This window comes from Flavobacterium sp. LM4, from assembly GCF_002017935.1.
GTDB lineage: Bacteria > Bacteroidota > Bacteroidia > Flavobacteriales > Flavobacteriaceae > Flavobacterium > Flavobacterium chungangense.
The window spans coordinates 512,225-524,200 of the sequence record NZ_MUFW01000003.1 but is presented as its reverse complement, the minus strand read 5'-3'; the positions used below and the strand labels follow the sequence as shown (position 1 = coordinate 524,200).

The following is an 11,976-nucleotide window of genomic DNA, read 5'->3' as shown; positions in this document are numbered from 1 at the left end:
AATCAGACCGAAAAAGCGTTGAAAATTATTGAATCTTCGATTTGGGAAAAGAGATTCTAAAAATGTTTTGTTATAAAATCTTAATCAGTGTTTATTTTGGGGTTAAACACTAAAATATTTTTGTTGTCTAAAAATCTGCATCGAATGAAATTTTCTGAGCATCACTATCTGTGTTCATCACACCTGATTTTTGATACTCTGCAACACGTTTTTCAAAGAAATTGGTTTTTCCCTGAAGAGAAATCATGTCCATGAAATCAAACGGATTAGCTGATCCATAAACACGTTCACAACCTAATTCTACTAATAATCTGTCTGCAACAAATTCTAAATATTGTGTCATTAAAGTCGCATTCATTCCAATCAAACTAACCGGAAGAGATTCTGTAACAAATTCTCTTTCGATATTTAAAGCATCAACAATGATTTCTTTAATTCTTTCTTTTGGAACTTTGTTAATCAAATGGTGATTATGCAGGTGAACGGCAAAATCACAATGTACACCTTCGTCGCGGGAAATCAATTCATTAGAAAAAGTCAAACCTGGCATTAAACCACGTTTTTTTAACCAATAAATAGAACAAAAAGCTCCTGAAAAGAAAATTCCTTCAACCGCAGCAAAAGCAATTAGTCTTTCCGCAAATGAATCAGACTCGATCCATTTTAAAGCCCATTCTGCTTTTTTACCAATTGCAGGGAATACTTCCAAGGCATTAAACAATTCAGCTTTTTCTGCTTCGTCTTTGACATAAGTATCAATTAATAAAGAATAAGTCTCACTGTGGATATTCTCCATCATAATTTGGAAACCGTAGAAAAATTTAGCTTCGGCATATTGTACCTCATTTACAAAGTTCTCAGCCAGGTTTTCATTTACGATTCCATCAGAAGCAGCAAAAAATGCCAAAATATGTTTAATGAAATATCTTTCGTCGTCACTTAATTTATTGTTCCAATCTGTCAAGTCCTGATGCAAATCAATTTCTTCGGCAGTCCAAAAACTAGCTTCCATTTTTTTATACCATTCCCAAATATCATGATGTTTAATTGGAAAAATAACGAAACGATTCTTGTTTTCTTGTAGTATTGGTTCAACTTGTGACATTGTTGTTTTTTGTTTAATTTTTATAATGAATTTCCCCTTATTCAAAACGATTACAAAGATTGTCATTTGTCGTCAAAAATCAAACTCAAACTTATTCACAATCTGACATAGTTTTTAACAACTACGATAAATGACATGATTTTCATACAATTATTTAATTATTTGAAAATAAGATACTTAGGCTCCGTCATTCCCTCTTAAACCCCCGTAAAATATAGAATTTTTAGAATAAAAAGCAAGTATTTTAAATTCTTTTAAAAAGTTTTTTTTGAGTGAAATTTTTATTTTTTTGAGTCAAAATAGGTGTGAAAAATACACGTTATGCATTCGATATTTTTTAAAAAATTTCTTTACCTTTTTCAGCTATTTCTTAGCTCTTTTTTAGCTCTTTTTTAGCTCTTCAGCAACTTTCTCAAGTTCTAAATACCAGTCTTCTCCAAAACGGCGAATTAGTGCCTCTTTGACAAATTTATAAACCGGAACTTCTAATTCCTTTCCTAAAGAACAGGCATCATCACAAATGTCCCATTTGTCATAATTAACAGCAGCGAACTCCGTAAAATCTTTCACACGGATTGGATACAAATGACAGGAAACAGGTTTTTTCCAGTCAACGATTCCCTGATTGTAGGCTTGTTCGATTCCACAAAGAGCGGTTTTACCATCAAAAATTACATAAGCACAATCTTTTTCATCAATTAATGGCGTTTCAAGATCACCATCGGTTCCTTTTACCCAGGTTCCCTGTGCTTCGATTGCAGCAATTCCTTCTTTACGCAAAAAAGGTTTTACTTTCGGATAAATTTCTTCCAGTATTTTTGTCTCTGCTTCACTTAAAGGAGCACCTGCATCCCCGTCAACACAGCAAGCTCCTTTACAAGCTGATAAGTTGCACACAAATTCTTTTTCAAGAATATCTTCTGAAATAATGGTTTTTCCTAATTGAAACATGATGATAAAATACTGAATTTATAAAGTGCAAAGATAGTCAAAGAAAAGACATAAAAAATCCAGCATGGAGATTCGCAAAGGTTTATACTACTTTCACTGAAGTTTTATTATTATTTATGATGTTTAAAATAACACTTCGTGAATCTTTGCACAAAATCTTTGCGAAACTATGTTACAAAAATCATCATTGTTACAAATATTTCATTTTTAACAACGAAAACATGTTTTTGTAACAAAAATACATAGTGTCAAAAAATCACCTAACTTTATTAACTACTTTTGCAAAGTTTTTAACCCCTAAAAATCAAAACGATATGTTAGAAATCAGTTTAAAAGAAATCATCACAATAAGCATGGTGCTTTTTGCTGTTATTGATATTGTGGGTTCCATTCCGATTATTGTGAATTTACGAGCTAAAGTAGGCCATATCGAATCTGAAAAAGCTTCACTTGTTGCAGGTACTATAATGATTGTTTTTCTTTTTGTTGGAGAAGGGCTATTGAATCTAATAGGAATTGATGTACATTCGTTTGCAGTAGCAGGTTCGTTTGTATTATTCTTTCTGGCACTGGAAATGATTTTAGGTATTAGAATTTACCGTGATGAAGAACCTGGATCAGCATCAATCGTTCCATTAGCTTTTCCGTTAATTGCCGGAGCAGGAACCATGACTACTTTACTTTCGTTACGATCTCAATTTCATACCATTAATATTATTATTGCGATTTTATTGAATATTATCCTGGTTTATATTGTTTTAAAATCATCAAAAAAAATTGAAACTTTACTGGGCGAAAACGGACTTGGTGTAGTCCGCAAGACATTTGGAGTAATTCTCTTAGCAATAGCTGTTAAATTATTCGCTGCTAATGTTAAAGGTTTGTTTGTCTAAAGGATATTTTCATAAATTTGCATCATAAAATTCTAAAATACAGCCCAAAGGCTTTCTATCCAAAAGGGACTTCTTTATTATTTTAGACAAACAAACAGCCTTATGAAAATCTTTACTTCCATCTTAGTGCTTTTGGCATTAGCTTTAATTGTGTTTAACATTACGCAGCTTGATTTCCAAAATCCTTTTCAGGGAGACAGCGCAGTAGCTTTAATTGGAATTGCCGCTTCATTCTGTGCCGTTTTAATTCTTTTAATTTTTAGAATTTCGAAAAGTATCGAAGAAAAAACAAACGGCAGATAATATGTTTGATGTTTTAATTATTGGCGGAGGGGTTTCTGGCATGTCCTGTGCTCTCGTATTAGGTTCTGCTAAAAACAAAGCTTTTGTTACCGATAAAAAAATCGGAATTTTTACACATCAAAAAAATTCTTCGTTACAAGAAGCTATTTTTTACAACGCTTACGGCATAAAACCAGGCAAATTAGGATCCGAATTATTATCTGAAAGCACAGAAGATTTAACTCAGACATATCCACACATTTCTCAGATTCCAAATGAGAAAGTAATTAAAATTGAGGGTATGTATCCTGAATTTACGGTAACTACAAATAAAAACTGCTACCAGACAAAAACCATTGTAATAGGAATAGGCTCTGCGAATACTTTTGACATCGAAGGTTTGATGCAATATGTTGAACCACACAAAAAAGCCTTACCCGAAAAACAACGTATCCAGCTTAAAAATGACGATCATAAAGTAGCCGATGGCATTTATGTTATTGGAACTTTGGCAGGCTGGAGAAGTCAGCTGGCTATTGCTGCCGGAAGCGGTGCTGCTGTTGCCACTGATATTCTTACTTTATGGAATAATGGCGCGCAGACTCATGCACATGACAGTATTCGATAAAATTTCAAAAATAAGTTTCTTTATAAAATTACAAACCTTTAACAAATTAAGTTTATTTAGCAAAAATGGTAAATAAACTTAATTTGTTAAAGGTTTTATTTTTTTCTCCAGGTTTCTAAAATTTTATTTAACCGAAATAATCCTAGCTACCTTAATATGATTTTCATTTTCGGCTTTCCAGATTTCTCCTTGTACCGAAACCTCATCTCCTTCTTTAAAACTTTTGAAGTTTTCCGGCCCGCCAACATTCACAATACTAACTGTTGCAAAATAAACTTCATTTTTAGCTGTATTGATTTTAGCCGTATAACCGTCCTTACCATTCTCAATAGATTCAACTTTTCCTGAAACTGTCTTTTTATCTTTCATACAGGCACAAGAAGCCACAAAAGTCATTAAAACGAATAGAAAGCTTATTTTTATTAGATTTTTCATGTTTTTTATTTTATTATTTATTGTAAGGCTACACAGCTTCCTGCTATTACTTTTAAACTTTCATCAAATTGTTTCCAGACTCTGACATAACGAAAAACACCACTTATTGGATTATTATTAAATGCTCCTTTTAAAGAAATGGTCACGGCAACCACAGCAGTATCACCAATTATATTGATAATTTGATCTGAAGCTTCCAGTGAATCAATTTTTATTTTACCTGAGCGATAGGAATCTAAATCGAATTCTTTAGTAATGGTATTTCCGTCCGGCAAATTGAATAGCAAATCGTCGTGCAACATCTTTTCTAAAACTAAAACATCCGCTTTTTTAACAGCTGTCAGAAGTTCGATTTCAGCATTTACAATAGTTTCTGTTTTCATTATAAAAAAATTAGAAGATTATTTCTTTACATTCAGAACCTTTTTAATCATGGCATCCTCTTTTAAAATTACATCATAATAATACAATTCTCCGTATAATTGTCGTGCAAACTCGGCAGTAATATAACGATTGACCAAATATTTGGTTTTATCTAACTTAAGATCCAGGCCGGTCATAAAAATGTAGTTTTTGAATTTCTTAAAATAAACATCAGACTTTTTCATTTTATCCAAAAACGCATTAAAATGAAGTCCTGCGAAAGCATTTCTGTTTTTATCCAGTTCTTCAAAGACAAAATGGCCCACAACTCCTGTTTGCAGCAAGTAAGCTACATTTTCATTGCCGTGCTCTGCTTCCATTGGCACAAAAACATCAGGAACGATTCCGCCACCTCCGTATACTATTTTCCCTTTTGGTGTTTTAAATTTTAAAGAATCGGCCACTTTTATACTGTCTTTTGCATATAACTCACCTGATTTTATTCTTGCCTCAGATTCTTTATAATATTCTTCGTTTCCTTTAGCATACGGTTTTTGAATAGATCTTCCGGTAGGGGTGTAATACCTCGCCACAGTTAACCGAACAGCGGAACCATCATTGAAATCCATTTCGCGCTGCACTAAACCTTTTCCAAAAGAACGTCTTCCTACAATAGTTCCACGGTCGTTGTCCTGAATAGCACCAGCCAGAATCTCACTTGCCGAAGCACTGTTTTCATTAATCAAAACCGTTACTTTTCCGGTTTCAAAACTTCCACTTTTGGTTGCGTATGTTTTTTCGGTAGTCCCATTTTTGTTTTTGGTAAACACGATCAGCTGTTTGTCTTTCAAAAACTCATCGGCAATAGCCACAGCCTCTTCCATATAACCACCGCCGTTATCACGAAGATCGATTACCAGCGACTGAATGCCTTTTTGTTTTAATCTTGATAAACCAGCCTTAAACTCATCATAAGTTGTTTCGGCAAAACGATTGATTTTGATGTAACCTGTTTTATTGTCAAGCAACAAAGAAGCATCAACACTTTTTAGCGGGATTACATCTCTCTTGATTTTAAACTTTAATTTCTTTTGTTCAGATTTCCTAAAAATTGTCAATTCGATTTCAGAACCTTTTATCCCTTTTAACTTAGAAAACAAACTATCAGAAGGCAATTTTCTGCCATATAATTTTGTTTTTCCGGCATATAAAATCCGATCTCCAGATTTTATTCCGGCTTTTGCCGAAGGACCGTTTTCAACAGGTTTTATAATGGCTACAGAATCTTTATACATATAAAAATTAATTCCTACACCTACAAAATCACCTTTCATACTTTCGGCAACTTCTGCTTGTTCACTAGGCGGAATATAAACAGAATGCGGGTCTAATTTGGACAAAATATTATCTACAGTCAAATTTACAATCGAATCCGTGTTAACACTATCTACATATTCATTATTGATAAAATCAATTAGTTTATTCAGCTTGGTTTTAGAGTAATTTTTTGCCAAAAACTGATCCTCAACAGGAGCATTCATAAGGCTTCCGAGAACTGTTCCAAGAGCAAAAGTTGCTCCGATAATAATTGGCAAATATTTTGGATTGAATTTCATTATTCTTCTAAAAAAGGAATATGTTCTACTTCTACACCGGCTTTTATTAAAAACTGAATTCCGGAATCATCACGATATCCATCCTGATACACTACTCTTTTTATACCAGACTGATGTATTAGTTTACTGCATTCTTTGCAGGGCGAAAGCGTAATGTATAAGGTCGCTCCTTCACACGATTGTGTTGATCTGGCTACTTTCAAAATAGCATTCGCTTCAGCGTGTAAAACATCCCAGCGTGTTAATCCATCTTCATCTTCACAGCAATTTTCAAATCCGGATGGTGTACCATTGTAACCATCAGAAATAATCATTCTGTCTTTTACGATAATTGCACCAACCTTTTTACGCTTACAATACGATAATGAACCCCATTCTTTTGCAATTCGCAAATATGCTTTATCGTATTTATTTAATTTTTTTATTTCCATTATTTTATCTGTTCCAAATTGGACTCTCTACAATCATCGGAATTACAACACCGATTATAAAAGCTGACATCACGAGTGCCCAATCACGTTTTGAAAAACGAAATACTGTCTGTACTATATAGGACAGTATCAAAACCACAAAAACCACTATCAGTTGCGCAGCTTCGATTCCAAGAGCGAATTCCAATAAAGGTACTAATTTTGAAGAAGGAGTTCCTCCTAAAATGGTTTTAAAATAATTTGAAAACCCAAGTCCGTGTATAATCCCAAAAAACAAGGTCAGAAAAAACACTAAATTAACACTTTCGTTTTTAGAGGATTTACCGGCTGTAAAGAGATTAAACATTGCTGCTGCCAAAATTGTAATTGGAATTAAAAATTCTACGAGATTTGCTTTCACTGCAATAATTCCAAAAACAGAAAGCAACAATGCTAATGTATGACCAACCGTAAACACCGTAACGAGTAATAAAATCCTCTTCCAGTCCTTAAAAGCATACGGAGTTGTTAAAGCGATTAAAAACAACACATGGTCATACGCATGAATATCTAAAACATGCTTTAAACCTATCTGAAAATAAATCCAAAATTCTGACATGAGGTTACTTGTATTAATTAATTTGGGCTTGTAAACTTACGATTTATTTTGAAAATTAAACAAAGCCCTTATTCATTGAACGGATAAAAATAAGTTAAATTTTATGAGAACTTTAAAATTAATAATTTAAAATAAAATATATCTTTGCCTAATAAAACCCTTTTAATTATGTCATTTTCAGATTTATTTGATAGCGAATTCAAACAAAGAAATAAAGGTCACTTTTCAGCTATTGTTCGTGTAGCATTAGCAGACGGAATTGTACATCCCGAAGAAAAAAATTTCTTGGATAAATTAGCTTCACGTTTAGAGATTTCAGAAACTGAGTATGAAGAAATACTAAACGATCCATTAAAATACCCTATTAACCCTCCTTACTTACATGTTCAGCGATTAGAACGTTTATACGATTTAACCAGAATGGTACATGTTGATCATCATCTTGAAGACAAACAGGAAGTAATGTTGAAAAAATTAGGAATTGCTTTAGGATTTACTCCGGGCAATGTAAATCATATTATTGCAAAAGCATTGTCACTAGTCGATCAAAAAGTAGATGGCGATACTTTTGTTTATGAAATGCAACACATGCACAAATAATATTTAGTTCAGACTAAATTATAAAACCCGACAAATTTGAAACTTGTCGGGTTTTTTTGTTAAATCCAGATTCATGAATTATTAAATATAATATAATTTGGTATTTTAATTTTCAACAATTCATTTTATAAAAAATGAATTCTGGTATTTTAATCTTTAATTAATTTCAAACCCAATTTTCCGTATCGTTCCTGAGAGTCATTTGCAGTAATCTCATATTTATAATTTCCTTTTTTTAGAAGTGTTTCTCCAACATAATCAATAGGCTGCAATGTATACGTTTTTCCGTCAATTTCTAACTCAACAAATGCATAACTGTATGCTTTTGCAAATATTTTGTATGTCGTATTCTGCCCGGAACTTACATTCTCAAAACTCACATTTCCAGTTGAAGTATTTACTGTAATATTTTGAAAATTAAATTTACTCGCATTCGATAATCGAATTCTTAATTCGGACGAATCGTCATTAGAACAGCCAAATAGAGCCAGAACCATGATAACTAAAATCAATATTTTTTTCATAAGGTTTATTTTACTTAAAAGATATTGAAAATGTAAAAAGGTTGCGTTTAGAAAAAAATTATGGCTATTGTGCTTCTGCCATAAACTCTTCTGCTTTTTCTACCATGTTAATGCTTCCACAGAAAAACGGAACTCTTTGATGCAGTTCGGTTGGCTGGATTTCCATAATTCTTCCAAAACCGTCTGTTGCTTTTCCACCGGCTTGTTCTGCAATGAAGGCCATCGGATTGCACTCATACATCAAACGTAATTTCCCTTTTGGTGCTTTTGAACTTGTTGGATATAAATAAATCCCTCCTTTAATCATATTTCTATGAAAATCAGACACTAAACTTCCAATATATCTTGAAGTATAAGGTCTGTCTTCTTCTTCACGCTGACAATATTTAATATAATTTTTGACACCCTGCGGAAAGTGTACATAATTCCCTTCGTTTACCGAATAAATATTCCCGTCTTTAGGAAATTGCATGTTTGGATGTGACAAATAAAATGTACCAATGGCAGGATTTAAAGTAAATCCGTTGACACCATGTCCTGTTGTGTAAACCAGCATAGTAGATGTTCCGTAAATTACGTATCCCGCTGCCACCTGATTAATGCCCGGCTGTAAAAAATCCTCGCTTGTTACCGGAGTTCCAATTGGGGTGACTCTTCTAAAAACAGAAAAAATTGTTCCCAAAGAAACATTTACTTCAATGTTTGAAGATCCGTCAAGAGGATCCATTAAGATCACGTACTTATTATTATTACTGTTGTCGCTCCCCTTGACAGTAATATATTCGTCGTTTTCTTCTGAAGCGATACCACAGACAATCTCACGGTTTATTAACGTCTGAATGAATACTTCGTTTGCATACACATCTAATTTTTGCTGTTCTTCTCCCTGAATATTTTGTTCGCCTACTGCGCCAATTATATCCACTAATCCAGCTTTGTTTACCTTATAGTTTACGACTTTTGCCGCCAAACGTATAGAGTTGATAATCCGGGATAATTCTCCGGATGAATACTGAAATGCTTTTTGGTTCTCAATAATAAACTCTCCCAGTGTTTTATTGCGTTCTTCCATTTGCTATATCGTTGTAGTTTTTAGTTATAAGTCACAAATATCGCTTTTTTTGTGAGAATGATTCAAAAATTATTTCGTTAGTTTGCTACTATTGTATATTTGCTAATGAAACGCACAGACTTTCATTTAAAAAAATATTTAATTAGAGAATAACAGGTTAAAAATATGAATTATGGATATTAGAAAAGGAAAACCTGAAGATATGAAATCGGTTTTAGCACTGATTCAGGAGCTTGCAATATTCGAAAAAGAGCCCGATGCTGTTTTAATAACCGAAGAAGATTTGATTCGTGATGGTTTTGGAGAAAATCCATTGTTTCATGTTTTTGTAGCAGATGTTGATAAGGAAATTGTTGGAATTGCATTGTTTTATTATCGTTATTCTAGCTGGAAAGGAAAAACAATACACCTTGAAGATTTAATTGTAAAAGAAAAAATGCGTGGTACTGGTTTAGGTTCTGCACTTTATTCTGAAATAATGAAACAAGGAAAAAAAGAAAATGTTCGAAGAATTGAATGGAATGTTCTCAACTGGAATACTCCTGCCGTAAATTTCTACGAGAACTCTGGCGCAAAAGTTATCGAGGAATGGAGAGTAGTTCAAATGGATGAAGCAGGCATTAATTCGTACTTAGAAAAAATAAACTAATCAAACAAAAAGCGACAGAACAAAAGGAGGATGGTCTGTCAAATATTAAAATTTTAAAAAACTGATAGAGACGCACTTCAGTGTGTCTCAACAATACAAATTAAAGATGAGAGTATTTAAATTTGGTGGCGCATCGGTAAAAGATGCTGAAGGAATTAAGAACGTTTATGACGTTTTACAAAAAGTGGGTTATGAAGATGTGATTTTAGTAGTTTCGGCTATGGGAAAAACCACAAATGCATTAGAAGTCGTTATTAAAAACTATTTCGATAAATCAGCAGAACTTAGTTCTTCTGTACAAGAGATAAAAAAATATCACACCCAAATATTGTTAGATTTATTTGAGGACGAAAAACACGAAGTTTTTGCTGCAATTAATGAGCAATTTTCAGAATTAGAATATTTTTTGGCACACAATAAATCTCCAAATTACAATTTTGTTTACGACCAGATTGTGAGTTTTGGTGAATTGATTTCGACAAACATCCTAAGTCATTTTATGAATTTCAGAGGAATTCAGACGCAATGGCTTGATGTTCGTAACTTTATAAAAACAGATTCTAATTACAGAGATGCAGAAGTAGATTGGGAAACTACCCAGCAAAACATCAGCAAAAATGTAACAAGAAAAATATTAAACATCACTCAGGGATTTTTAGGGGCTGATGAAAATAATTTCACTACCACTTTAGGCCGTGAAGGTTCTGACTATACTGCCGGAATTTTTGCTTATTGCCTGAATGCTGAAAGTGTTACCATCTGGAAAGACGTTCCGGGAGTCATGAATGCAGATCCTCGTTATTTTGAAAATGCGAGTTTATTAAATCAGATTTCATACCGTGAAGCCATTGAACTTGCTTTTTACGGTGCAACGGTTATTCACCCGAAAACATTACAGCCCTTACAGAAAAAAGAGATTCCGTTATATGTTAAATCTTTTATCAACCCGCTATTAAAAGGAACTTCAGTTTCTAAAGGAGTTGATTTAGAACCTTATCTACCTTGTTTTATTGTAAAAAGAAACCAGCTTTTAATTTCGCTTTCTTCTATTGATTTCTCCTTTATCATGGAAGAAAATATCAGTGAAATTTTTGGATTATTTCATGAATTTAAATTAAAGGTAAATTTAATTCAGAACTCAGCGATTAGTTTTTCTGTTTGTGTTGAAGATAAATTTGAAAACTTCAACGAACTGAATGCGATTCTTTCGAAAAAATTCAAAGTCGATTTTACTGACAATGTAACATTATATACAATTCGTCATTTTAGTGAAGAAGCGGCACAAACGGTTGAAGAAAACAAAGAAGTTTTACTAAAGCAAGTAAGCCGAGAGACTATGCAGATTGTAACCAAAGAACTCAATTAATCTTAGAAAAGGTTATATTTAATTCAAGATAATAAAGGTTTCACTTAAAAGTGAAGCCTTTTGTTTTTTATAATCTTTTAGAAGTACCTTATAAAACAATTCATTAAATTTATATTCGTTTAAGAAAATCAACTCTATTAATCTTCCAAATTATGGATTACGATAACGACCCGGATGAAGAAACCAAAAACAAATGGGAAAATGACCCTGATAATTGGATTTGGGGTGTTTTTTATTATAACCCAAAAGATAAAAGACTATTTCCTCCTAAAAAAATAAAGCAATTTGGATACACCACTAATTTTGCGAATCCTCATTCTGTTTTTGCATTGATCATCTTAATAATAACTCTTATTGTCATAGGAAGACACCTCAATTAAGCATTTTATCCAATAACTAAACCTATATCTGCCACAACATTTCCCGATTATAAATACTACTTTTGACTTTTTAGAGTTAAAGT

16 protein-coding genes are annotated in these 11,976 nt (G+C 32.8%); 7 read left to right on the top strand and 9 right to left on the bottom strand.

Going from position 1 to position 11,976, the window contains the following annotated elements; all coding sequences use genetic code 11:
* Nucleotides 1–127 precede the first annotated feature (127 nt).
* The gene (locus BXU10_RS19705) at nucleotides 128–1,105 is read right to left on the bottom strand and encodes a ribonucleotide-diphosphate reductase subunit beta (protein ID WP_031455261.1); all 978 of its coding nucleotides are present in this window, start codon (nucleotides 1,103–1,105) and stop codon (nucleotides 128–130) included.
* Nucleotides 1,106–1,486: 381 nt separating this feature from the next.
* A complete protein-coding gene (locus BXU10_RS19700; protein ID WP_078229216.1) occupies nucleotides 1,487–2,056 on the bottom strand; it encodes a DUF3109 family protein in 570 nt (189 codons plus the stop codon).
* A 314-nt stretch (nucleotides 2,057–2,370) separates the two neighbouring features.
* Here BXU10_RS19700 and BXU10_RS19695 point away from each other — a divergent pair, with 314 nt between their 5' ends.
* The 3 genes from BXU10_RS19695 (at nucleotide 2,371) to BXU10_RS19685 (ending at nucleotide 3,859) form a co-directional block, all read left to right on the top strand.
* Nucleotides 2,371–2,949: a MarC family protein gene (locus BXU10_RS19695; RefSeq protein WP_078229268.1), complete on the top strand. Its 579-nt coding sequence runs from the start codon at nucleotides 2,371–2,373 to the stop codon at nucleotides 2,947–2,949.
* A gap of 102 nt (nucleotides 2,950–3,051) precedes the next feature.
* A complete protein-coding gene (locus tag BXU10_RS19690) occupies nucleotides 3,052–3,252 on the top strand; it encodes a hypothetical protein (protein ID WP_031455258.1) in 201 nt (66 codons plus the stop codon).
* Nucleotide 3,253: 1 nt separating this feature from the next.
* The gene (locus BXU10_RS19685) at nucleotides 3,254–3,859 is read left to right on the top strand and encodes an FAD-dependent oxidoreductase (RefSeq protein ID WP_078229215.1); all 606 of its coding nucleotides are present in this window, start codon (nucleotides 3,254–3,256) and stop codon (nucleotides 3,857–3,859) included.
* A gap of 123 nt (nucleotides 3,860–3,982) precedes the next feature.
* Here BXU10_RS19685 and BXU10_RS19680 read toward each other — a convergent pair whose 3' ends face one another.
* The 5 genes from BXU10_RS19680 to BXU10_RS19660 are packed head-to-tail and all read right to left on the bottom strand — an operon-like array spanning nucleotide 3,983 to nucleotide 7,302.
* The gene (locus BXU10_RS19680; protein WP_078229214.1) at nucleotides 3,983–4,294 is read right to left on the bottom strand and encodes a hypothetical protein; all 312 of its coding nucleotides are present in this window, start codon (nucleotides 4,292–4,294) and stop codon (nucleotides 3,983–3,985) included.
* 17 nt (nucleotides 4,295–4,311) lie between these two features.
* Nucleotides 4,312–4,677, bottom strand: a complete 366-nt coding sequence (locus BXU10_RS19675; protein ID WP_078229213.1) for a nuclear transport factor 2 family protein — start codon at nucleotides 4,675–4,677, stop codon at nucleotides 4,312–4,314.
* Between the two features lie 18 nt (nucleotides 4,678–4,695).
* Nucleotides 4,696–6,273, bottom strand: a complete 1,578-nt coding sequence (locus BXU10_RS19670) for a S41 family peptidase (RefSeq protein WP_078229212.1) — start codon at nucleotides 6,271–6,273, stop codon at nucleotides 4,696–4,698.
* A complete protein-coding gene (locus BXU10_RS19665; protein WP_078229211.1) occupies nucleotides 6,273–6,704 on the bottom strand; it encodes a dCMP deaminase family protein in 432 nt (143 codons plus the stop codon). Before BXU10_RS19665 ends, BXU10_RS19670 begins: the two co-directional genes overlap by 1 nt.
* 4 nt (nucleotides 6,705–6,708) lie before the next feature.
* Nucleotides 6,709–7,302, bottom strand: coding sequence for a HupE/UreJ family protein (locus BXU10_RS19660; protein WP_078229210.1), 594 nt, complete (start codon nucleotides 7,300–7,302; stop codon nucleotides 6,709–6,711).
* A 168-nt stretch (nucleotides 7,303–7,470) separates the two neighbouring features.
* On the opposite strand from BXU10_RS19660, the gene BXU10_RS19655 reads away from it, so the two are divergent.
* Complete coding sequence (locus BXU10_RS19655) at nucleotides 7,471–7,902, top strand: TerB family tellurite resistance protein (RefSeq protein WP_078229209.1); 432 nt, start codon at nucleotides 7,471–7,473, stop codon at nucleotides 7,900–7,902.
* A gap of 149 nt (nucleotides 7,903–8,051) precedes the next feature.
* On the opposite strand, the gene BXU10_RS19650 is transcribed toward BXU10_RS19655, so the two are convergent.
* Nucleotides 8,052–8,426, bottom strand: a complete 375-nt coding sequence (locus BXU10_RS19650; RefSeq protein ID WP_078229208.1) for a hypothetical protein — start codon at nucleotides 8,424–8,426, stop codon at nucleotides 8,052–8,054.
* A 64-nt stretch (nucleotides 8,427–8,490) separates the two neighbouring features.
* Nucleotides 8,491–9,498: a class 1 fructose-bisphosphatase gene (gene fbp, locus BXU10_RS19645; protein ID WP_031455249.1), complete on the bottom strand. Its 1,008-nt coding sequence runs from the start codon at nucleotides 9,496–9,498 to the stop codon at nucleotides 8,491–8,493.
* A 172-nt stretch (nucleotides 9,499–9,670) separates the two neighbouring features.
* Here fbp and BXU10_RS19640 point away from each other — a divergent pair, with 172 nt between their 5' ends.
* The 3 genes from BXU10_RS19640 (at nucleotide 9,671) to BXU10_RS19630 (ending at nucleotide 11,893) form a co-directional block, all read left to right on the top strand.
* Nucleotides 9,671–10,147, top strand: a complete 477-nt coding sequence (locus BXU10_RS19640) for a GNAT family N-acetyltransferase (protein WP_078229207.1) — start codon at nucleotides 9,671–9,673, stop codon at nucleotides 10,145–10,147.
* 106 nt (nucleotides 10,148–10,253) lie between these two features.
* On the top strand, nucleotides 10,254–11,513 hold the full coding sequence (locus BXU10_RS19635; RefSeq protein ID WP_078229206.1) for an aspartate kinase: 1,260 nt from the start codon (nucleotides 10,254–10,256) through the stop codon (nucleotides 11,511–11,513).
* 152 nt (nucleotides 11,514–11,665) lie between these two features.
* A complete protein-coding gene (locus tag BXU10_RS19630; RefSeq protein ID WP_078229205.1) occupies nucleotides 11,666–11,893 on the top strand; it encodes a DUF5808 domain-containing protein in 228 nt (75 codons plus the stop codon).
* Nucleotides 11,894–11,976 lie beyond the last annotated feature (83 nt).

Bases quoted from the DNA above. Each gene is read 5' to 3' on its own strand.
- BXU10_RS19705 (WP_031455261.1), bottom strand. From the start codon at position 1,105: ATGTCACAAGTTGAACCAATACTACAAGAAAACAAGAATCGTTTCGTT.
- BXU10_RS19700 (WP_078229216.1), bottom strand. From the start codon at position 2,056: ATGTTTCAATTAGGAAAAACCATTATTTCAGAAGATATTCTTGAAAAA.
- BXU10_RS19695 (WP_078229268.1), top strand. From the start codon at position 2,371: ATGTTAGAAATCAGTTTAAAAGAAATCATCACAATAAGCATGGTGCTT.
- BXU10_RS19690 (WP_031455258.1), top strand. From the start codon at position 3,052: ATGAAAATCTTTACTTCCATCTTAGTGCTTTTGGCATTAGCTTTAATT.
- BXU10_RS19685 (WP_078229215.1), top strand. From the start codon at position 3,254: ATGTTTGATGTTTTAATTATTGGCGGAGGGGTTTCTGGCATGTCCTGT.
- BXU10_RS19680 (WP_078229214.1), bottom strand. From the start codon at position 4,294: ATGAAAAATCTAATAAAAATAAGCTTTCTATTCGTTTTAATGACTTTT.
- BXU10_RS19675 (WP_078229213.1), bottom strand. From the start codon at position 4,677: ATGAAAACAGAAACTATTGTAAATGCTGAAATCGAACTTCTGACAGCT.
- BXU10_RS19670 (WP_078229212.1), bottom strand. From the start codon at position 6,273: ATGAAATTCAATCCAAAATATTTGCCAATTATTATCGGAGCAACTTTT.
- BXU10_RS19665 (WP_078229211.1), bottom strand. From the start codon at position 6,704: ATGGAAATAAAAAAATTAAATAAATACGATAAAGCATATTTGCGAATT.
- BXU10_RS19660 (WP_078229210.1), bottom strand. From the start codon at position 7,302: ATGTCAGAATTTTGGATTTATTTTCAGATAGGTTTAAAGCATGTTTTA.
- BXU10_RS19655 (WP_078229209.1), top strand. From the start codon at position 7,471: ATGTCATTTTCAGATTTATTTGATAGCGAATTCAAACAAAGAAATAAA.
- BXU10_RS19650 (WP_078229208.1), bottom strand. From the start codon at position 8,426: ATGAAAAAAATATTGATTTTAGTTATCATGGTTCTGGCTCTATTTGGC.
- fbp (WP_031455249.1), bottom strand. From the start codon at position 9,498: ATGGAAGAACGCAATAAAACACTGGGAGAGTTTATTATTGAGAACCAA.
- BXU10_RS19640 (WP_078229207.1), top strand. From the start codon at position 9,671: ATGGATATTAGAAAAGGAAAACCTGAAGATATGAAATCGGTTTTAGCA.
- BXU10_RS19635 (WP_078229206.1), top strand. From the start codon at position 10,254: ATGAGAGTATTTAAATTTGGTGGCGCATCGGTAAAAGATGCTGAAGGA.
- BXU10_RS19630 (WP_078229205.1), top strand. From the start codon at position 11,666: ATGGATTACGATAACGACCCGGATGAAGAAACCAAAAACAAATGGGAA.